This window comes from Actinomadura geliboluensis (assembly GCF_005889745.1).
Taxonomy (GTDB): domain Bacteria; phylum Actinomycetota; class Actinomycetes; order Streptosporangiales; family Streptosporangiaceae; genus Spirillospora; species Spirillospora geliboluensis.
Genome location: NZ_VCKZ01000031.1, coordinates 17,786 through 36,385 on the forward strand (window position 1 = coordinate 17,786; position 18,600 = coordinate 36,385).

17 protein-coding genes are annotated in these 18,600 nt (G+C 73.9%); 11 read left to right on the forward strand and 6 right to left on the reverse strand.

The features are described 5' to 3' along the window. Window positions 1-31: 31 nt before the first annotated feature. Together ETD96_RS07230 and ETD96_RS07235 are read right to left on the reverse strand one after the other, a co-directional pair. Window positions 32-898, reverse strand: coding sequence for a Cgl0159 family (beta/alpha)8-fold protein (locus tag ETD96_RS07230; protein ID WP_138635498.1), 867 nt, complete (start codon window positions 896-898; stop codon window positions 32-34). Between the two features lie 37 nt (window positions 899-935). Next, window positions 936-1,307, reverse strand: coding sequence for a phage holin family protein (locus ETD96_RS07235; RefSeq protein WP_138635499.1), 372 nt, complete (start codon window positions 1,305-1,307; stop codon window positions 936-938). Between the two features lie 124 nt (window positions 1,308-1,431). Here ETD96_RS07235 and ETD96_RS07240 point away from each other — a divergent pair, with 124 nt between their 5' ends. Then, window positions 1,432-3,591, forward strand: a complete 2,160-nt coding sequence (locus ETD96_RS07240) for a terpene synthase family protein (RefSeq protein ID WP_138635500.1) — start codon at window positions 1,432-1,434, stop codon at window positions 3,589-3,591. Between the two features lie 18 nt (window positions 3,592-3,609). On the opposite strand, the gene ETD96_RS07245 is transcribed toward ETD96_RS07240, so the two are convergent. Beyond that, window positions 3,610-7,107 carry a WD40 repeat domain-containing protein gene (locus tag ETD96_RS07245; protein WP_171068901.1) on the reverse strand — a complete coding sequence of 1,166 codons (3,498 nt, stop codon included), beginning with the start codon at window positions 7,105-7,107 and terminating at the stop codon, window positions 3,610-3,612. Between the two features lie 201 nt (window positions 7,108-7,308). On the opposite strand from ETD96_RS07245, the gene ETD96_RS07250 reads away from it, so the two are divergent. Both ETD96_RS07250 and ETD96_RS07255 read left to right on the forward strand, forming a co-directional pair. Then, entirely contained in the window at window positions 7,309-7,875 is a 567-nt protein-coding gene (locus tag ETD96_RS07250; RefSeq protein ID WP_138635502.1) for an RNA polymerase sigma factor, read from the forward strand. Beyond that, on the forward strand, window positions 7,872-8,810 hold the full coding sequence (locus tag ETD96_RS07255; protein ID WP_138635503.1) for a hypothetical protein: 939 nt from the start codon (window positions 7,872-7,874) through the stop codon (window positions 8,808-8,810). The genes ETD96_RS07250 and ETD96_RS07255 overlap by 4 nt, the downstream gene beginning before the upstream one ends. 4 nt (window positions 8,811-8,814) lie before the next feature. Here the strand turns inward: ETD96_RS07255 and ETD96_RS07260 are convergent, their stop codons facing one another. Together ETD96_RS07260 and ETD96_RS07265 are read right to left on the reverse strand one after the other, a co-directional pair. Beyond that, the gene (locus tag ETD96_RS07260; RefSeq protein WP_138635504.1) at window positions 8,815-9,177 is read right to left on the reverse strand and encodes a hypothetical protein; all 363 of its coding nucleotides are present in this window, start codon (window positions 9,175-9,177) and stop codon (window positions 8,815-8,817) included. Between the two features lie 36 nt (window positions 9,178-9,213). After that, window positions 9,214-9,747: an NADAR family protein gene (locus ETD96_RS07265; RefSeq protein ID WP_205719146.1), complete on the reverse strand. Its 534-nt coding sequence runs from the start codon at window positions 9,745-9,747 to the stop codon at window positions 9,214-9,216. 201 nt (window positions 9,748-9,948) lie between these two features. On the opposite strand from ETD96_RS07265, the gene ETD96_RS47490 reads away from it, so the two are divergent. Beyond that, complete coding sequence (locus tag ETD96_RS47490; RefSeq protein ID WP_274704593.1) at window positions 9,949-10,074, forward strand: hypothetical protein; 126 nt, start codon at window positions 9,949-9,951, stop codon at window positions 10,072-10,074. Between the two features lie 67 nt (window positions 10,075-10,141). On the opposite strand, the gene ETD96_RS07270 is transcribed toward ETD96_RS47490, so the two are convergent. Further along, a complete protein-coding gene (locus tag ETD96_RS07270; protein ID WP_138635506.1) occupies window positions 10,142-11,197 on the reverse strand; it encodes a LacI family DNA-binding transcriptional regulator in 1,056 nt (351 codons plus the stop codon). Between the two features lie 140 nt (window positions 11,198-11,337). Between ETD96_RS07270 and ETD96_RS07275 the strand changes: the two genes are divergently transcribed. The 7 genes from ETD96_RS07275 to ETD96_RS07305 are packed head-to-tail and all read left to right on the forward strand — an operon-like array spanning window position 11,338 to window position 18,445. Further along, window positions 11,338-12,207, forward strand: coding sequence for an ABC transporter permease (locus ETD96_RS07275; RefSeq protein ID WP_171068902.1), 870 nt, complete (start codon window positions 11,338-11,340; stop codon window positions 12,205-12,207). A 41-nt stretch (window positions 12,208-12,248) separates the two neighbouring features. Next, entirely contained in the window at window positions 12,249-13,271 is a 1,023-nt protein-coding gene (locus ETD96_RS07280) for an ABC transporter substrate-binding protein (RefSeq protein ID WP_138635507.1), read from the forward strand. 20 nt (window positions 13,272-13,291) lie between these two features. Beyond that, window positions 13,292-14,098 carry an ABC transporter ATP-binding protein gene (locus ETD96_RS07285; protein ID WP_205719147.1) on the forward strand — a complete coding sequence of 269 codons (807 nt, stop codon included), beginning with the start codon at window positions 13,292-13,294 and terminating at the stop codon, window positions 14,096-14,098. A 30-nt stretch (window positions 14,099-14,128) separates the two neighbouring features. Then, window positions 14,129-15,274 (forward strand): Gfo/Idh/MocA family protein, encoded by a 1,146-nt coding sequence (locus ETD96_RS07290; protein ID WP_138635509.1) that lies wholly within the window; start codon window positions 14,129-14,131, stop codon window positions 15,272-15,274. After that, window positions 15,271-16,395, forward strand: a complete 1,125-nt coding sequence (locus tag ETD96_RS07295; RefSeq protein WP_138635510.1) for a dihydrodipicolinate synthase family protein — start codon at window positions 15,271-15,273, stop codon at window positions 16,393-16,395. Before ETD96_RS07290 ends, ETD96_RS07295 begins: the two co-directional genes overlap by 4 nt. Next, complete coding sequence (locus ETD96_RS07300) at window positions 16,392-17,195, forward strand: sugar phosphate isomerase/epimerase family protein (protein WP_138635511.1); 804 nt, start codon at window positions 16,392-16,394, stop codon at window positions 17,193-17,195. The genes ETD96_RS07295 and ETD96_RS07300 overlap by 4 nt, the downstream gene beginning before the upstream one ends. Further along, a complete protein-coding gene (locus tag ETD96_RS07305; protein ID WP_138635512.1) occupies window positions 17,192-18,445 on the forward strand; it encodes a purine-cytosine permease family protein in 1,254 nt (417 codons plus the stop codon). Before ETD96_RS07300 ends, ETD96_RS07305 begins: the two co-directional genes overlap by 4 nt. Window positions 18,446-18,600 lie beyond the last annotated feature (155 nt).

Consider the following 18,600-nt stretch of genomic DNA (forward strand, 5'->3'; position numbering starts at 1 on the left):
CCCCTACCCGGAACCGCCGGGGTGAGTCCGGCTAGAGGAGTTCCACGGCGGCGTCCACGGCGGCGCCGACGTCGCCGTCCGGCGGGTACAGCAGGGACCGCCCCGCGACCAGGCCCTTCACGCCGGGGATGCGCAGCGCGCGGCGCCACCCGTCCAGCACCGGGCCGAGCTCGCCCGCGACCTCGCCGCCGAGCAGCAGCGCGGGCAGCGTCGTCGCCGCCATCACCCGCTCCATCTCCGGGACGACCGGCAGCTTCAGCCACGTGTACGCCGAGGTGGTGCCGAGCCCGGACGCCACCGACACCGCGCGGATCATCGCCTCCGGCGTCAGCAGGTTCCGCACGCGGCCCTCGATCCGGTGCGCGACGAACGGCTCCACCATCGCCATCAGCCGGTGCCGGGCGAGGCCCGACACGGCGTGCGCGCAGCCCTCCAGCGTGCGGGCGGTCGCCGGGTCGGCGTCGTCGACGCGCAGCAGCATCTTGCCGCCGTCCAGCCGCGCCGCCGCGACCGCGTCGGCGTCGTAGGCGGTGAACCGGTCGTCGATCTCGAAGGACGTCCCGGCGAGGCCGCCGCGGTTCATCGACCCGATCGCGAGCCGGTCGTCCAGCACGCCGAGCAGGAGCAGGTCCTCCAGGACGTCGGGGGTGCCGAGGACGCCGTCCACGCCGGGGTGCTCCAGCGCGGTGCGGAGCCGGTCGAGCAGGTCGGCGCGGTCCGCCATCGCGACCGGGTCGCCGCCGGCGCCGAGCGCGCCGCGGGCCGGATGGTCGGCCGCGACGATCAGCAGCCGGCCGGACGGCCCGAGCGGGGCGTCGCGGCGCCGCCGGGCGGCCGCCGCCTCGGCGATCGCGCCCGGCCGCGCGGCCCGCACGTCGGTCAGCTCGCTGATGCGCACGCCGCCGAGTCTGCTGACGCCCGCTACCGTGTGTCAATCAGTCCGTGTCGGAGAGTATCTCCACGACCTGCCGGGCCGTGTCGGCCGGCAGCGGCGGCGGCAGGCCCCGCCACTTGCGGGACGCGGCGAGCGCCGCCGCGCCCGCCCCGCCGCCGTACACGGCCGCCGCGACGAACGACGCCAGCTCGGGCGGCAGCTTCTTCTCCAGCAGCAGCACGTTCATCCGGTAGGTCGCGGCGGTCGCGAGGACCCCGAAGGCCCCGGCGACGGCCCCGAGGCGCAGCGCCGGGACGCGCTGCCGGGCCTTCTCCGCCATCTCCCGCTGCGCGGCGTCGACCACCCGCCGGGCGAGCACCAGGTTCTGCTCCAGCGAGCCGCCGACCTCCGCGGGTTCGCTCGACTCCGTCATGACCTCCGGCTTACCCGCAGGAGGGCGAAGGAACCGGGAGAGCAAAGTGTCACCCTCGGTCACCTGATGACTGCGCTAGGTTTCCGACCGGACCACGCCCCGGAGCCGACAGAGAGGCCGGTCGATGCAACCTTTCGAGCTGCCCGACTTCTACGTCCCGTATCCCGCCCGGCTGAACCCGCACCTGGAGGGCGCGCGGAAGCACACGATGGAGTGGGCCCGCGAGATGAAGATGCTGGACGACGACCGGGATCCCGGCACCCCCGACATCTGGGACGAGCCGGCGCTCGAAGCGATGGACTACGCGCTCCTGTGCGCCTACACCCATCCCGACTGCGACGGCCCCGAACTCGACCTCATCACCGACTGGTACGTCTGGGTGTTCTACTTCGACGACCACTTCCTGGAGGTGTTCAAGAAGACCCAGGACCAGGAGGGCGCCCGCACCTATCTCGACCGGCTGCCGCTGTTCATGTCGCTCGAACCGCCCGAGGCGACGAACGCCGTCGAGCGCGGCCTGGCCGACCTGTGGGCGCGGACCGTCCCCGCCAAGTCGGACGCCTGGCGCGAGCGCTTCTCGGTGAGCACCGTGAACCTGCTGCGCGAGTCGCTGTGGGAGCTGTCCAACATCAGCACCGGGCGCATCCCGAACCCGGTCGAGTACATCGAGATGCGGCGCAAGGTCGGCGGGGCGCCCTGGTCGGCGGACCTCGCCGAGCACGCCGCCGGGGTCGAGATCCCCGAGCGCGTCGTCGGGACGCGGCCGCTGCGCGTCCTGAAGGACACCTTCTCCGACGGCGTCCACCTGCGCAACGACATCTTCTCCTACCAGCGCGAGACCGAGTCCGAGGGCGAGGTCAACAACTGCGTCCTGGTGATGGAGCGGTTCCTGGACGTTGCGCCGCAGACCGCGGCCAACACGGTGAACGACCTGCTGACGTCGCGGCTGCGGCAGTTCGAGAACACCGCCGTCACCGAACTGCCGCACATCATCGCCGACCACGCGCTCGACCCGGCCGAGCAGGCGAGCGTGGCCGCCTACGTCAAGGCCCTCCAAGACTGGCAGTCCGGCGGCCACGAGTGGCACATGCGCTCCAGCCGCTACATGAACAAGAAGTCGCTCGGGATGTCGGCCGCCCGCATCCCGGCGCTGCTGAAATCGGCCCGGATCAGCCTGCCGCACGTCCCGTTCCAGAAGGTCGGCCCGACGCCGCTGCCGGAGTTCGACATCCCGTACGCGCCGCGCGTCAACCCGCACCGCGAGGCCGCCGGCCGCAACGTCGTCGTGTGGGCGCGGGAGATGGGCATGTTCTCGCCGCATCCGCGGCTGCCCGTGTCGGTGTGGTCGGCCGAGCGGCTCACCGGGATGGCGCTGGAGATCTGTGCCGCGTCGCTGAACCCGGACGCCAGCGCCGAGGGCCTCGACCTCGCCACCCAGTGGCTGGCCTTCGGCACCTACGGCGACGACTTCTTCCCCGCCATCTACAACCGCGACCGCGACATCGCCGGGGCGAAGCTGTTCAACGCCCGCGTCGGCGGCTTCATGCCGCTGGACTGCGGCTCCACTCCCCCGCCCGAGAACGCCTTCGAGGCCGCGCTCGCCGACCTGTGGCCGCGCACCGCCCTGCCCATGGACGACCGGGGCCGCCGCGAGTTCCGCGCCGCCGTCGAGCACATGGTGGAGAGCTGGGTCTGGGAGCTGAACAACCACCTCCAGTCGCGCATCCCCGACCCCGTCGACTACGTCGAGATGCGGCGGCACACCTTCGGCTCCGAGATGACGATGGCCCTGTGCCGGATCGACCACTCCCACGAGATCCCGCCGGAGGTGTTCCGGACGCGCACGCTCCGCGAGATCGACGTGTCGGTGATGGACGTCGCCTGCCTGCTGAACGACTGCTTCTCCTACCAGAAGGAGATCGAGTACGAGGGCGAGCTGAACAACGGCGTCCTCGCCATCGAGAACTTCTTCGGCTGCGGGCGCGACGAGGCGCTGCCGATCGTCAACGACCTCATCACGTCCCGCCGCCGCCAGTTCGAGCACCTGGCCGCCCACGAGCTCCCGGCGCTCGCCGACGAGCTCGGCCTGGACGACACCGCCCGCGCGTCCCTGGACGCCTACGTCGGCGAACTCCGCGACTGGATGGCCGGCATCCTCAAGTGGCACCGCGAGTCCGACCGCTACGACGAGCGCCGGCCGGCCCTGCCCACGCCGAGGGGCATCGGCACGTCGGCGTTCTACCTGTTCAGCCGAGGCGGGCGCGGGAACCCCGTGCCCCGGTGACCGGGGCGGCCGCCCGGATCAGGCGTCGGCGGGCTCGGGGGCGGGACGCGGCGCCGGGATCATGAGGGTGTGGCGCTCGTCGGGCGTCAGGCGCCGGAACACGCGCGTCCGGGCCCGCTCGACGAGCGCCGCGCCGTCGGTGACGACCTCCCAGACCCGGACCGTGCGGTCGCCGGAGGCGGTCGCGACGCGGGCGCCGTCGGGCGACCACGCCACGTCCCAGATGTCGTCGTCGTGGACGGCGGCGACCGACAGCTCCCGGCCGGCCAGGGCGTCCCACAGCCGGACGGTCCGGTCGGCGGACGCCGTCGCCAGCACCCGGCCGTCCGGCGACCACGCCACCGACCACAGCCAGCCGTCGTGCCCGGACAGCACCGACACCTCCGCGCCCTCCGCGGCGTTCCACACCCGCACCGCGCGGTCGCCGGAGAGGGCGGCGATGTGCGCGCCGTCCGGCGACCAGGCCACGGCGCGGACGGCGCCCTGCGGCACGGTCAGCGCGGTGACCCGCAGGCCCGTCCGGGCCTCCCAGATCAGGACCGCGCCGTCCTGCGAGCCGGTGGCGATCCGCTCGCCGTCGGGCGACCAGGAGACGGCGCGCACGGTGTCCTCGTGGCCGTCCAGCACCAGCGGCGCGGAGCCGTCGGGCGCCTGCACCCGCACGGTGCGGTCGTCGGAGACGCTGGCCAGCCGGGTGCCGTCCGGCGACCAGGCCACGGCCCGCACCCAGTCACCGTGCTCGGCGAGGACGCTCTCCTCGGCGCCGTCCGCCGACCAGACCCGGACGGTGCGGTCGCGGGAGGCCGTCGCGAGGCGGGTGCCGTCGGGCGACCAGGCCACGTCCCAGACCTCGTCGGTGTGCCCGGTCAGCACGCGCGGGCCGCCTCCCGCGACGGCATCGTCCCAGATGCGGACGGTGCGGTCGTGCGAGGCGGAGGCGATCCCGCCCGCCGACCAGCCGACCGCCGACACCGCGCGCTCGTGCCCGCGCATCACCGCGACCTCGGCGGCGCGCTCGGCGTCCCAGAACCGGACGGTGCGGTCGTTGGAGCCGGTCGCGAGGCGGGCGCCGTCCGGCGACCACGCCACCGCGCGCAGTGCCTCGGCGTGCCCGCGGAACACCGCGAGCTCGGTGCCCTCAGCGGCCGACCACAGCCGGATCGTCCGGTCATGGGACGCGGTGGCGAGCCGCGCGCCGTCCGGCGACCACGCGACGGCCCAGACGATGTCGGCGTGCCCGGTCAGCACCGGGCCGGACGCGCCGGTCTCCACGTCCCACACGCGTGCGGTGCGGTCGTAGGAACCGCTGGCGACGCGGGTGCCGTCGGGCGACCAGACGGCCGTGCGGACGGTGTCCTCGTGCCCCGCCAGCACGGCGGTCTCGCGGCCGTCCGCGGCGTCCCAGATCCGGACCGTGCGGTCGTCGGACGCGCTGGCCAGCCGCGTCCCGTCCGGTGACCAGGCCACGTCGCGGACCCAGCCGTCATGGCCGCTCAGCGTCGCCATGGCGGTGCCGTCCGCCGGGTCCCAGATCCGGATGTCGCCGTCGCGGGACGCGGAGGCGAGCCGGGTGCCGTCCGGCGACCACGCCACGCCCCACACCATGTCGCCGTGGCCGCGCAGCAGGGCGGTCCGGGTGCGGGCGGCGGCGTCCCAGACCCGGACGGACCCGTCGTCGGACGCGGACGCCAGCCGCAGCCCGTCCGGCGACCAGGCGAGGCCGACGACCGGTGCCTCGTGCCCGCGCAGCACCGCGACCTCGCCGCCCTGGGCGTCCCAGAGCCGGACCGTCCGGTCCGAGGACGCCGTCGCGAGCAGGGCGCCGTCCGGCGACCACGCCACCGCCCAGACGCGGTCGTCGTGGCCGCGCAGCACGCCCCGCACCCGCGACACCGCGAGCGCCGCCGACAGCGCCCGGCGGGCCAGCGGCGTCGGCGCGCACTCCTCGTGCGCGGCCAGGGCGAGCAGCAGGCTGTGCTCGGGGTCGGTGCGGAAGCCGGTGAGCGCCTGCCGGGCGATCGAGTCGGCGAGCCGCCGCATCGCGACCCCGTCGGACCGGTGCGAGATCTCCACGAACTCGGTGACCAGCGGCTCGGCGGCGGCGAGCCCGTCGGCCTCGGCGAGCCACCTGCGCGCCGCCGCGAGCCGCTCACCGCGCAGCAGGTACGCCTCCTGGCGGCCGTAGCGGTCCCACTCGGCGGCCCACTGCGCCAGGTCGGCGAGGCGGCGCAGCGCCTCGGCGTGCAGCGCGATCGTCTGCCGCAGCGGCGCCCACGCGGAGAACAGCGCCTCGTGCGAGACGTCGAAGACGGCCTCGTCGCCCTCCTCGCCGCTGGTGCACAGCCGCTCCCGGACGAACGCGTCCACGACCAGCCGGCCGGCGGCGTCGAGCTCGCTCGCCGGCACCCGGCGGCGCGTCGGCCGCCCCTCGGTGAACCGCACGAACTTCAGCAGCGTCTCCAGGACGGGCGGCGCCGGGTCGAGGGCCTCCAGCTCGCGCATCACCCGGTCGGCGCGGCGGGTGAGCGCGCCGTCGACGCCGCCGGTCCGGCGGTAGTGCTCGGCGGTGATGGTGCCGTCCCGGCCGACGCGCAGGTACAGCTCATGCAGCAGGTAGGCGAGCAGCGGCAGCGCCGTCCCGTCGCCGGTGTCGTCGGCCATCTGCGCGACGAGCTCCGGCGGCTCGAACACGATGCCGGCCCGCTCCGCCGGCTCGCGGATCACCGTCCGCAGCGCCGCCCGGTCGAGCGCGGTCACCGTGAACGGGTGCCGGAACAGGGCGGCGTGCTCGCCGCTGAGGAACGCGGTGAGGAACTCGGCGCGGAACACCAGGACGACCCACAGCTTCGGGTCGGCGTCGAGCCCGTCCCGCAGCATCCCGAGGAAGGCGCGGCTGCGCTCCGGGTCGGTGAGCGTCAGCAGTTCCTCGGCCTGGTCGACGACGAGCAGCAGCGACCGGTTCCGCCGGCCGCGCCGCAGCGCGTCGAGGTGGCGGCGCAGGTCGCCGGGGCGGTCGCGCAGGTCGGCGGCGATGCGCTCGGCGTCGCCGGTCCCGCCCGCCGCGTCCGCGAGGACGTAGCCGAGGCAGCGGAACGGGTCGTCCTCCGGGGTCAGCGACGGCAGCACGATCCAGGCCCGCTGCTGCCGGAGCCGGGGCAGCACCCCGGCGTGCAGCAGCGACGACTTCCCGACCCCGGACGGCCCGGTCACCGCGATCGACCGCGTGCCGCCGCCCGGCCGCAGCCGCTCGATCAGCTCGTGGACCTCGCCGTCGCGGCCGAAGAAGACGCCGTCGTCCTCCTCGGTGAAGGCGTCCAGGCCCGGGTAGGGCGACCGGTCGGTCTGCCACACCGGCCGCGCGAGGGACCGCCGCTCCTGCGCCTTCTCCCACGCCAGGACGAGCGGGATCAGCAGCATGCACAGGACGATGACGGGCAGCGCCCATTCCTGCACCGCGTGGGTCGTCTGCGGGGAGACCTGCAAGGCCAGGCCCAGCAGCGCCACCAGCAGGATCATCAGGTACCCCGGGAACACTGGACCCCGCCGACGCCCCATTTACCGTCCTCCGGACCCGGAATTCGATCATCACCCGACCCTTCATGCTACTTCCGGGCCGGTTCGCCGCCGGGTGCCGCGAAATGCCCGGCGCCGCGCGGACATGTGGGGGGTGTCAGCCGAATCCGCCGCGCCTCGGCGCGCGCGACGAGAGGAGCGGGATTGCCATCCCCTTACGACGATCCGCCCGACGACCGGCGGCGCCGCTTCGAGGAGATCTACGCGGCCCACCGGGCGCAGATCCTCGGGTACGCGATGCGCCGCACCGCCGACCCGCAGGACGCGGCCGACGTCCTCGCCGAGACGTTCCTGACGGCGTGGCGGCGGCTCGACGACGTCCCGCCCGGCGGGCAGGCGCGGCTGTGGCTGTACGGGACGGCGCGCCGGGTGCTCGCCAACCACCACCGCGGCGAGCGCCGCCGGTCCGCGCTGGCCGCCGACCTCGGCGCCCGGCTGCGCACCGCCGCCCCCGCCGCCCCGGACGCGGCGGGCCTCGCCGACGTCGCCGCCGCGTTCCGCACGCTGCCCGAGCGCGACCGGGAGCTGCTGTCCCTGGTCGGCTGGGAGGGGCTGGACCACGGCGAGATAGCGACCGTCCTCGGCTGCTCCCGCAACGCCGTGCGGATCCGCCTGCACCGCGCCCGCCGCCGGTTCGCCCGCGCGCTGGACGGCGCGGACGCGCCCGCCCTGCCCGCCGCCGCGCGCATCCCGAACGGAGAACACGCATGAACCGTGACATCGACTCTCAGATCGCCCGGCTCGCCACCGTCACCGACGCCCAGGCCGCGCGGCTGCTGCCGGACGACGCCGCCGGCGACCTGGCCGACCGCATCACCGCCGCCGCCCCCGGCCCCGCGCCGGCGGCGCCCCGCAGGCGGCGCTCACCGCTGCTGACCTTCGGCCTCCCGCTGGCCACCGCGGGCGTGGCCTGCGCCGCCGCCGTCGCGGTGGCCGTCCTCCCCTCGGACGGCGGACCGGAGCGCACCCCGGCCGTCACCACCGCGAAGCCGAACCCGAACGTCTCCCTCGTGGCGGCCCTGTCCTTCACGCGCAAGGGCGGCTACATCGACGTGAAGGTCCGCGACCCGCTCGCCGACCCGCAGCGGTACCGGGAGGAGTTCGCCCAGCACGGCCTCAAGGTCAAGCTGTCCTTCGTCCCCGGGTCGCCGTCCATCGTCGGCACCGTGGTCATGATGGACACGAGCGACGGCACGAAGCCGGACGACGTCACCACCATCACCGCGAAGGGCGAGTGCGAGACCGGCGGCGGGGGCGACATCTGCCCGGTCGGCGTCCGCGTCCGCACCGACTACAAGGGCAGCGCCGAGATCGCGTTCGCCCGCGCCGCCCGTCCGGGCGAGCAGTACTCCAGCAGCGCCCCGGTCACCGCTCCGGGCGAGGCCATGCACGGCATGACGTTCCGGGGCCACCGCGTGGGCGAGGTCCTCGCCGCTCTGAAGAAGCGCCACGTCTCGGTGCCCGAGTACCGCTACATGGACGGCAACGAGAGCAAGGCCCTGTACCCGGGCCAAGTCCCGGACTCGTGGTACGTCCACGACGCGGTCCCCTGGGCCAAGGGCCAGGTCCTCCTGTTCGTGGGCGAAACCCCCAAGGAGCGGCCCGCACCGGCCCCGGACCTCCCCGGCCAGGGCCCGACCGGCTGACGGCTCAGTCGCCCTGGCTGAGGGCGAGGGTGTCGAGGGCCGCGTAGGTGCCGGTGATCGCGACCAGGGCGGCCATCGAGCCGCGCGGGACGTCGCCGCGGGCCAGGTGGACCAGGCCCGCGGCGGTGTCGCACGCGTCCACCAGCAGGCAGAGCCGCCGCCACCGGCGCCGCGCCGCCGGGTCGCTCATCAGGTAGCCGGCGCCGAGCGCGACGGCGCGGCTGCCGAAGACGCGGATGAGGTAGCGGAGCTCGGGGGTGTCCCGGGAGCCCATGCCCGCCAGCTTCAGGTTGAGGCCGGGCGCCGCGAGCGCCAGCGTCCCCCAGGCGACCCGGCCGCCCGCCAACATCTCCAGTGCGCGTTCCATGCCGCCGACCCTGCCAAAGCCCGCGGCGCGGATCGATTACCCCGGGGGTAACAGCGACTCGCGGACGGCCATGAGGGCGAAGCCGAGGAGGTTCTCGCCGCGCCAGGACGCGACCTGCTCGGCGCGGGGGTCGTCGGCGGCGAGGCCGATGCCCCAGACGCGGTCGAGGGGGCTCGCCTCGACGAGGACGCGGTCGCCGGTGCCGGCGAGGTAGTCGCGCAGTTCTTCGTGCTGGGCGAACTTCGCCTCGTTGGCCCGTGTGACTATCGCCACACGATGGTTCCGCCACGTTTCCTCGTCGAAGTTCCGGACGCGGCGGCCGAGGTCTTTCGCGCGGCGGGGATGGGCCGCGGCGATGACGGCGGCGGCCGTTTCCTCGTCGCCGAAGAGGCGGGCTTTCCCAGCCATCATGTAGTGCTCGGCCGTCCGATAGGTGACGCCGTCCACGGTGAACGGGGACGGCCACCACTGGCTGAGGTAGCCGCGACCAGGGGTCTGATGGCCCCAGAAGAACAGGAACTTCAGGCGGGCGCCCTTGTTCTGCAGGCGGGCCAGTTCGGCTGCGTCCATGGGAGAAGGGTGCCAGGGCGCGGGCGCGGCGGCCATCGGGTTTTCCGGTCGGGAATGGATGATCAATTCCCGGCGTTAGGGGTCCTGCCGCGTCCCTGCTCGGGGGAGGGACGCGGTCTAGACCATTTTGCGAAAGCGGGCCGGTGGCCGGGAACATTTGCTGATCAGACCCCGGCTCGAACTGGGAGGACTGCGGTACCAATGGAGAATGCCCTGGCGAACCCTCGTCGCACGAAGATCGACTCGTGGCCGGAGCGGCGGCCGATGGACGCGGACGCGGAGCGTCCCGCGGAGGCCGAGGCCGGCGAGGATCTCGCGGCGCGCTGATCTGCGCATAGATCAGGACCCGTCCGGTCGATCCGGGCGGGTTCTTCGCGTCTCGGCTCTTCGCGTCTCAGCGGGGTGCGGCGGTGCTGGCGCGCAGCACGACCTCGCCGGCGACGCGCTCGATGCGGCTGCGGCGGGCGGAGGGCTCGCGCAGGGCGAGGCCCATGACGCGCTCCCCCATCGCGTCGAGCGGCAGCGCGACGGTGGTCAGCGGCGGGGTCAGGTCGCGGACGATCGGGATGTCGTCGAAGCCCGCGAGGGAGATGTCGCCGGGCACTGACAGGCCGCTGTCGCGGAAGGCGGCGAGGGCGCCGATCGCCATCACGTCGGTGACGGCGAACACGCAGGTGGGCGGGGTGTCGCGGCGCAGCAGCTCGGTCGCCGCCGCGTAGCCGCCGTCGCGGGTGAAGGCGGCCTCGACGATGTGCTCCGGGGGGATCCGCACGCCCGCGTCGGCGAGCGCGTCGGCGAAGCCGCCGAGCCGGTCGGACACGGTGGTCAGGGCGCGCGGGCCGGACAGCACGCCGAAGTCGCGGTGGCCGAGGTCGAGCAGCGCGCGGGCGAGGGCGGCGGCGCCCTCCCGGTTCTGCGGCAGCACGGCGTCGACCTTGAGGCTGCGGTGCCGGCTGAGGACGGCGACGCGGCCGCCGGTGCGCTGGTAGGGGTCCAGCTCGGCGGCCATCGAGCGCTCCCAGTCGCGGTCCTCGAAGCCGGAGCCGATGAGCAGGATCGCGCGGGCCCGCTGGGCGCGCAGCATCGCCACGTACTCGATCTCGCGGGCCGGGTCGCGGAACGTGCTGGCGAGCATCACCAGCATCCCGTGGTCGGCGGCGGTGCGCATCACGCCGCGGGCGACGGCGGCGAAGTAGGGGTCGCTGACGTCGTGGCAGATCACCCCGACGGAGGTGCTGGACGCGCTGGCCAGCGCCTGGGCGTGCGCGTTCGGCGTGTAGCTGAGCCGTCCGGCGGAGGCGAGCACGCGCTCCCGGAGGTCGGCGCGGACCTGCGAGGTCCCGTTCAGGACGCGGGACGCGGTGGCGAGGGAGACGCCGGCGTCGCGGGCCACGTCCTGCAGGGTCACGTAGGCCCGCTCCGCGCGCTCCTCCTCGGCCGCTTCGGTCATCACCGCCCCCTCGGTCGACGCCGCCCGGCGCGGCGGGTCTTGGCGAAGACCCTCTTGACCGCGGTGCGCGTCGCTTCCTACGGTACATCAGAAAGCGCTTTCTGAACGCGCTTTCACAGGCACCCGTCCCGGAGGACCCCATGGTGAGTCAGGGCACGACGACCGCGCCGTCCCCAGCGGACGCGCCCGGCGTCGTCGAACGCGGCCGGCCCGGCGCGGGCGAGCGGCTACGCGACGGCCTGGAGCGGTCGTGGCGGCCGGTCGCGCTGCTGCTGGCCTGCTTCGCGGCCTGGTGGGCCGTCAGCGCGTTCAAGCTGGTCGAGGAGTACCTCGTCCCCTCGCCCGGCGCGACGCTGCGGCTGATGGCCGACAAGTGGGGCTACATCTGGCACCACACGTGGGTCACCACGTACGAGACCCTGATCGGCTTCGCGCTCGCGGTGCTCATCGGGGTCGCGGCCGCGGTGATCATGGTGTACTCGTCCACGGTCGAGCGCACCCTCTACCCGATCCTGCTGTTCGCGCAGGTCATCCCGAAGATCGCGATCGCCCCGCTGTTCGTGGTGTGGCTCGGCTTCGGGATCGGCCCCAAGATCGTCGTCGCGGTCCTGATCGCGTTCTTCCCGGTGGTGATCTCGATGGTCGCCGGGCTGAAGGCGGTGGACCCGGAGATGCTGCAGCTGTCGGCCACGATGGGCGCGAGCCCGCTGGCCACGTTCGCCAAGATCCGGCTGCCCGCCTCGCTCCCGCACCTGTTCTCCGGCCTGAAGGTCGCGGTCACCCTCGCCGTCACCGGCGCCGTCGTCGGCGAGTTCGTCGGCGCGAACGAGGGGCTCGGCTACGTGATCCTGCAGGCCAACGGAAACCTCGACACCCCGATGCTGTTCGCCGGGCTGCTGGTCATGTCGGCCATCGGCGTCGTGATGTTCGTCGTCGTCGAGGTCGCGGAGAAGCTGCTGCTGCCCTGGCACGCGAGCAACCGCGGCGAAGCCGTCACCACCACCTACTGACCCCCCGCCGCAACCCCACCCCATACGGAGGGCCGTCCGATATGAAACTCCGCACCTTCGCCATCGCCGTCCTCGCACCGGTCGTGGCGTTCGCCGGGACCGCCTGCGGCGGGGACTCCGACGAGACCACGAGCGCCTCGGGCAAGAAGCTGACCAAGGTCACGCTGACCCTGAACTGGTACCCGTACGGCGAGCACGCGCCGTTCTACTACGGCAAGAAGAAGGGCATCTACGAGAAGCACGGCATCGACCTGGAGATCAAGGCCGGGCAGGGGTCGCAGAAGACCGTCCAGGCCGCCGCCGCCGGGCAGACCGACTTCGGCTGGGCCGACACGCCCGCGCTGCTGGCCGCCGTCGACAAGGGCATGCCGGTCAAGAGCGTCGGCGTCTTCCTGCAGACCACGCCCGCGTCGGTGCAGTCGTTCACCTCGTCCGGGATCAAGAAGCCCGCCGACCTGAAGGGCAAGAAGATCGCCGGGACGGCCGGGGACGCGCTGGCCCGCACCTTCCCGGTGTTCCTGCAGAAGAACGGGATCGACCCGAGCGAGGTGCCCGTCCAGAACACCGACCCGGCCGGGAAGATGGCCGCGGTGCTGTCCGGCAAGACGGCCGGGCTGATGGGCTTCGCCAACGACCAGGGCCCGACGATGGCCGACAAGTCCGGCAAGCCCGTCTCGTACCTGCGGTACGCCGACTTCGGGCTGAACTTCTTCTCCAACGGCCTGATCGTCGGCGAGCGGAAGCTGAAGAGCGACGCCGACCTCGTCAAGAAGATGGTCGCCGCCACGAGCGAGTCGTGGACGGCGGCGGAGGGCGACCAGGCGGGCGCCGTCGCGAGCATGGCCGGCGCGTCCGAGCAGCTCCCGCCGGAGAAGGTCATCACCGAGCAGTTCAAGACCACGCTGACCCTGCTGCACACCCCCGCGACGCAGGGCAAGGCCCCCGGCGTGAACGCCGAGGACGACTGGAAGACCACCATCACCACCTTCCAGCAGGCCGGAGTCATCGAGAAGGCGCAGCCGCCGTCGGAGTACTGGCAGGCGTCGGCCGCTCCGCAGTCATGACGGGACGAGCGATGAAGACCATGAGCAAATCGGCAGCCGAACCGGAGACCGGGCGGGAGACCGCCGTCAGCCTCGACGGGGTCGCGGTCAAGTTCCGCAGCCGCAAGCGCGACGTCACCGCCCTGCGCGAGGTGTCGCTGGACGTCGCGATGGGCGAGTTCGTCGCCATCGTCGGGCCGTCCGGCTGCGGCAAGTCCACGATGCTGAAGCTGGTCGCGGGCCTGCTGAAGCCCTCGACCGGGAACGTTCTCCTGCGCGGCGACAAGGTCACCGGACCGCGCCACGACATCGGCTACGTGTTCCAGCGCGCCGCGCTGCTGGAGTGGCGCAGCGCCCGCAAGAACATCCTGCTCCAGGCGGAGATGCGCAAGATGCCGGCCGAGCAGGCCCGCCGGCGCACCGCCGAGCTGATCGAGATGACCGGCCTGACCGGGTTCGAGGACGCGCTGCCGCACGAGCTGTCCGGCGGCATGCAGCAGCGGGTCGCGCTGTGCCGCGCGCTGCTGCACGAACCGCCCGTCCTGCTGATGGACGAGCCGTTCGGCGCCCTCGACGCGCTCACCCGCGAGCAGCTCAACGTCGAGATGAACCGGATCTGGCGGGAGACGGGCACGACGATCCTGCTCGTCACGCACTCGATCGCGGAGGCCGCGTACCTGGCCGACCGGGTCGTGGTGATGAGCGACCGGCCCGGCACGATCGAGGAGGTCATCGACGTCGGCCTGCCGCCGGAGCGCGACTACGCGGCCACCATGGCCCGCCCCGAGTTCGCCCGCGTCACCAACCGCGTCCGAGGTCTGCTCGGCGCCGGTGCCGCGGCCGATTGACACGTACACCACAGGTTGGGAAGGAACGGGATGGAACGCAGGTCCATCGGGATCGTCATGAACGGCGTCACCGGCCGGATGGGGTACCGCCAGCACCTCCTCCGCTCGATCCTCGCGATCCGCGAGCAGGGCGGGGTGCGCACGGGCGACGGCACCGTGCTGTGGCCGGAGCCGGTGCTCGTCGGGCGCAGCGAGGCCAAGCTGCGCGACCTCGCGGAGCGGCACGGGCTGACCGCGTGGACGACGGACCTGGCCGAGGCGCTGGCGCGTCCGGGCATCGACGTCTACTTCGACGCGCAGGTCACCGGCGCGCGGGTGGACGCGATCCGGGCGGCCGTCGCGGCGGGCAAGCACGTCTACACCGAGAAGCCGCTCGCCGAGGACCTGGACGAGGCGCTCGCGCTGGCCCGGCTCGCCGACGAGGCGGGCATCAAGCACGGCGTCGTCCAGGACAAGCTGTTCCTGCCGGGCCTGCTCAAGCTGAAGCGGCTGGTGGACGGCGGCTTCTTCGGCCGCATCCTGTCGGTGCGCGGCGAGTTCGGCTACTGGGTGTTCGAGGGCGACTGGCAGGACGCGCAGCGGCCGAGCTGGAACTACCGGGCCGAGGACGGCGGCGGGATCATCCTCGACATGTTCTGCCACTGGCGGTACGTGCTGGACGGGGTGGTCGCGCCCGTCCGGTCCGTGCAGGCGCTCGGGGCGACGCACATCCCCGAGCGGGTGGACGAGGACGGCAAGCCCTACGAGGCGACCGCCGACGACGCCGCCTACGGCATCTTCGAGCTGGACGGCGGGATCGTCGCGCAGGTCAACTCGTCCTGGACGACCCGCGTGTTCCGCGACGAGCTGGTGGAGTTCCAGGTGGACGGGACGGAGGGCTCGGCGGTCGCGGGGCTGCGGCGCTGCCGCGTCCAGCACCGGTCGATGACGCCGAAGCCGGTGTGGAACCCCGACCTGCCCGCCACCGAGGACTTCCGCTCGCAGTGGCAGGAGATCCCCGACAACGTCGAGTTCGACAACGGGTTCAAGGCGCAGTGGGAGATGTTCCTGCGGCACGTCGCCGACGACGGCCCGTTCCCCTGGGACTTCTACGCGGGTGCGCGCGGCGTGCAGCTCGCCGAGCTGGGGCTGCGGTCCTGGCGGGAGGGCCGCCGGCTGGAGGTTCCGGACCTGTGAAGATCGATCTGCCGGGTTCGCTCGCGCCCTACACGATGGGCGAACCGCGCACCTACGAGCCGCCTCCGGGGCCGAGCACGGCGCGGGTCGCGTACGCGGCCGCGCACGTGGTGCCCGAGCTGTCCGGCGACTCGCTCGACTGGGACACGACGCTGGCGTTCCGGCGGCACCTGTGGTCGTACGGGCTCGGCGTCGCGGAGGCGATGGACACCGCGCAGCGCGGCATGGGCCTGGACTGGGCGGCGACCCGCGAGCTCATTCTGCGGAGCGGTCGGGAAGCGCTTTCAGTCGGCGGCCGGATCGTCTGCGGCGCGGGCACCGACCAGCTCCCGCCCGGCCCCGCGACGCTGGAGGAGATCGTCGCGGCCTACACCGAGCAGCTCGCGGTGATCGAGTCGGCCGGCGCCGTCCCCGTGCTGATGGCGAGCCGCCACCTGGCCGCCGCGGCGCGCGGCCCGGAGGACTACGCCGACGTCTACGGGCGGCTGCTCGCGCAGGTCGAGCGGCCGGCCGTCCTGCACTGGCTCGGGCCGATGTTCGATCCGGCGCTGGACGGCTACTGGGGCTCCCCCGACCTCGACGTGGCGACCGGCGCGCTGCTGGCCCTCATCGAGGACCACGCGTCCCGGATCGACGGGGTGAAGATCTCCCTGCTGGACGCCGACCGGGAGATCGCGTTCCGGCGGCGGCTGCCGGAAGGCGTGCGCCTCTACACCGGCGACGACTTCAACTACCCGGAGCTGATCAAGGGCGACGCCGAGGGGTACAGTCACGCGCTGCTCGGCATCTTCGACCCGATCGCGCCCGCCGCCGCGGCGGCCCTGCGCGCCCTGGACGGCGGCGACCTCGCCTCGTACGAGGAGATCTTCGCTCCGACCGTGCCGCTGTCGCGCCACCTGTTCGAGGCGCCCACCTACTACTACAAGACGGGTGTGGTGTTCCTGGCCTGGCTGACCGGCCACCAGCCGCACTTCCGCATGGTCGGCGGGCTGGAGACCGCGCGTTCCGTGCCGCACATGGTGCGCCTGTTCCAGCTCGCCGACGCCGCCGGCCTCTTCCCCGACCCCGGGCTGGCTGCGCACCGGATGCGCGCCTGGCTGACCGTCCAAGGAGCCGCATGACGAGGTTCAGTCTCAACCAGTGGACGACCCGGCACTGGCCCCTGCCCGACCTGGCCGAAGGCTGCGCCGCGGCCGGTGTGACGGGCGTCGGCCTGTGGCGGGAGCCCGTCGCCGAGTACGGCCTGGCCCGCACCGGCAAGCTCATGCGCGACCACGGGCTCGCGGTCACGTCCCTGTGCCGGGGCGGCTTCTTCCAGGAACCGGACGCGCTGGAGAACAACCGGCGCGCCATCGAGGAGGCCGCCGAACTGGGCGCGCCCTCCCTGTGCCTGGTGAGCGGCGGTCTGCCGGACGGTTCCCGTGACCTGGACGGCGCGCGCGCACGCGTCGCCGACCTCCTCGCAGAACTGGCGCCCTACGCGGGCGAGCACGGCGTGCAGCTCGCGATCGAGCCGCTGCACCCGATGTACTGCTCCGACCGCTGCGTGGTCTCCACCCTCGCGCAGGCGCTCGACCTGGCGGCGCCCTTCCCGGCCGCGCAGGTCGGCGTCATGATCGACACCTACCACCTGTGGTGGGACCCGGACGCCTGGGCGGGCATCGCCCGCGCGGGCGCCGAGGGCCGGATCTCGCTGTTCCAGGTCGCGGACTGGGTGACGCCGCTGCCCGAGGGCGTCCTCACCGGGCGCGGCATGCTCGGCGACGGGTGCGTGGAGCTGCGCCGCTTCCGCGAGGCCGTGGACGCGACCGGCTACACCGGCCCGATCGAGGTCGAGATCTTCAACGACGCGCTGTGGGCCATGCCCGGCGCGGAGGCACTCGCCCTCACGCTGGCGCGCTTCGCGGAACACGTCGCGTGACGTCCGCGCCGGCCCGTCCGCGCGCGTCCGGGGACGGGGGACGGACGTGGCGGGCGGCGTCCGGCGCGTGGCTCGGGATCGGCACGGCGCCGGGCGCGCTCGTCCTCGGCGCGCAGGTCGGCGGGCGGCACGGCGGCGCGCTGCCGCTGCTGGTCCTGCTGATCGGCGGCGCCGTCATGACGGTGCTGCTGCTCGCGCAGGGACGGCTCGGCCTGCGCGCGCCCGCCGGGGAGGACGCGGGCATGGCCGAGCTGGCGCCGCGCTACCTCCCGCCGGTCGCCGAGCGCGCGTTCACCGCGCTGCTCGCGGTCGCGATGGTGGGCTGGTTCGGGTTCAACCTCGGCCTCGGCGGCGCGGCGGCCGCGGCGCTCGGCGGCGTCCCTGACGCGGTCGGCGTCACGGCGCTGGCCGTCCCGCTGGTCGCGGTGCTGATCGCGGGCGGCGGGCGGTGGAACGCGATCGCGGTCGTCACCACGCTCACCGCGATCGCGCTGATCGGCATCGTCGCGGTGAAGCTCACGCCGCCCGCGTCCCCGGTGTCGCTCGCGCGGGACGGGCCGCCGGGCGTCCTCGCCGCCGACCTCGCCGGATACATCGGCTACGTGTCGGTGTTCGCCGTCCGGGCCCCGGACTTCACGGTCGGCCTGCGCGGGCGCGGCGACCTCGCGGCCTGCGTCGCGCTGCTCGTCGTCCCGGCGCTCGCGGCCTCCGTCGTGGGCGCCGGGGTGGCGGCGGCGAGCGGCTCCACCGACGTCGTCGCCGTCCTCGCCGGGCCGGACGGGCTGCCGGCCGCGAACCTGTTCGTCGCCGCGTCGGTCATCGCCCCGACGCTGGCCGCCGTGCACTCCGGCGCGCTCGCCGTCCGCCGCTTCCTGCCCGCCGAACGCCCGGACGCCGGGCGGCCTGCGGACGTCATGGCGCGGCTGCGCTCGCGGCAGACGGTGGCCGTCCTGGCGATCGCCGTGCCGGGCGCGGTGCTCGCCGCGCTTCGCGTGGACCGGATGCTGCTCGACTGGCTGACGGTGCTGGCGGCGGCGCTGCCGGCGCTCGTCCCGCCGATGGCGGCGGAGGCGGCACGGCGGCGGCGCGGACGGCCCGCGCGCCCCGTGGCCACCTGGATCTGGGCACCCGGAGCGGCGGTGGCGGTGGCGTTGACCGTGGCGGGCCACGCGGCGGCGGCCCCCGTCGGCCTGCTCGTGTCCGTGGCCGGGACGCTCGCCCACGCGTGGCGCCGCCGGGCGAGGGCGTGACCCGATGTGGACATGCGACAAGTCCGAAATTCGTTCTTGACGCCGGGCGGGGGCGGTCGTACGTTCGAGAAAGCGCTTCCAGAAAGCGCTTTCCAGCCACCACCTAACCCCCTTTGGACGGCCGGAATGCAACGAAGGCTCCACTGGTGTCTCCT

Bases quoted from the DNA above. Each gene is read 5' to 3' on its own strand.
- ETD96_RS07235 (WP_138635499.1), bottom strand. From the start codon at position 1,307: ATGACGGAGTCGAGCGAACCCGCGGAGGTCGGCGGCTCGCTGGAGCAG.
- ETD96_RS07240 (WP_138635500.1), top strand. From the start codon at position 1,432: ATGCAACCTTTCGAGCTGCCCGACTTCTACGTCCCGTATCCCGCCCGG.
- ETD96_RS07245 (WP_171068901.1), bottom strand. From the start codon at position 7,107: ATGATCCTGCTGGTGGCGCTGCTGGGCCTGGCCTTGCAGGTCTCCCCG.
- ETD96_RS07255 (WP_138635503.1), top strand. From the start codon at position 7,872: ATGAACCGTGACATCGACTCTCAGATCGCCCGGCTCGCCACCGTCACC.
- ETD96_RS07260 (WP_138635504.1), bottom strand. From the start codon at position 9,177: ATGGAACGCGCACTGGAGATGTTGGCGGGCGGCCGGGTCGCCTGGGGG.
- ETD96_RS07265 (WP_205719146.1), bottom strand. From the start codon at position 9,747: ATGGACGCAGCCGAACTGGCCCGCCTGCAGAACAAGGGCGCCCGCCTG.
- ETD96_RS47490 (WP_274704593.1), top strand. From the start codon at position 9,949: ATGGAGAATGCCCTGGCGAACCCTCGTCGCACGAAGATCGACTCGTGG.
- ETD96_RS07270 (WP_138635506.1), bottom strand. From the start codon at position 11,197: ATGACCGAAGCGGCCGAGGAGGAGCGCGCGGAGCGGGCCTACGTGACC.
- ETD96_RS07275 (WP_171068902.1), top strand. From the start codon at position 11,338: ATGGTGAGTCAGGGCACGACGACCGCGCCGTCCCCAGCGGACGCGCCC.
- ETD96_RS07280 (WP_138635507.1), top strand. From the start codon at position 12,249: ATGAAACTCCGCACCTTCGCCATCGCCGTCCTCGCACCGGTCGTGGCG.
- ETD96_RS07285 (WP_205719147.1), top strand. From the start codon at position 13,292: ATGAGCAAATCGGCAGCCGAACCGGAGACCGGGCGGGAGACCGCCGTC.
- ETD96_RS07290 (WP_138635509.1), top strand. From the start codon at position 14,129: ATGGAACGCAGGTCCATCGGGATCGTCATGAACGGCGTCACCGGCCGG.
- ETD96_RS07300 (WP_138635511.1), top strand. From the start codon at position 16,392: ATGACGAGGTTCAGTCTCAACCAGTGGACGACCCGGCACTGGCCCCTG.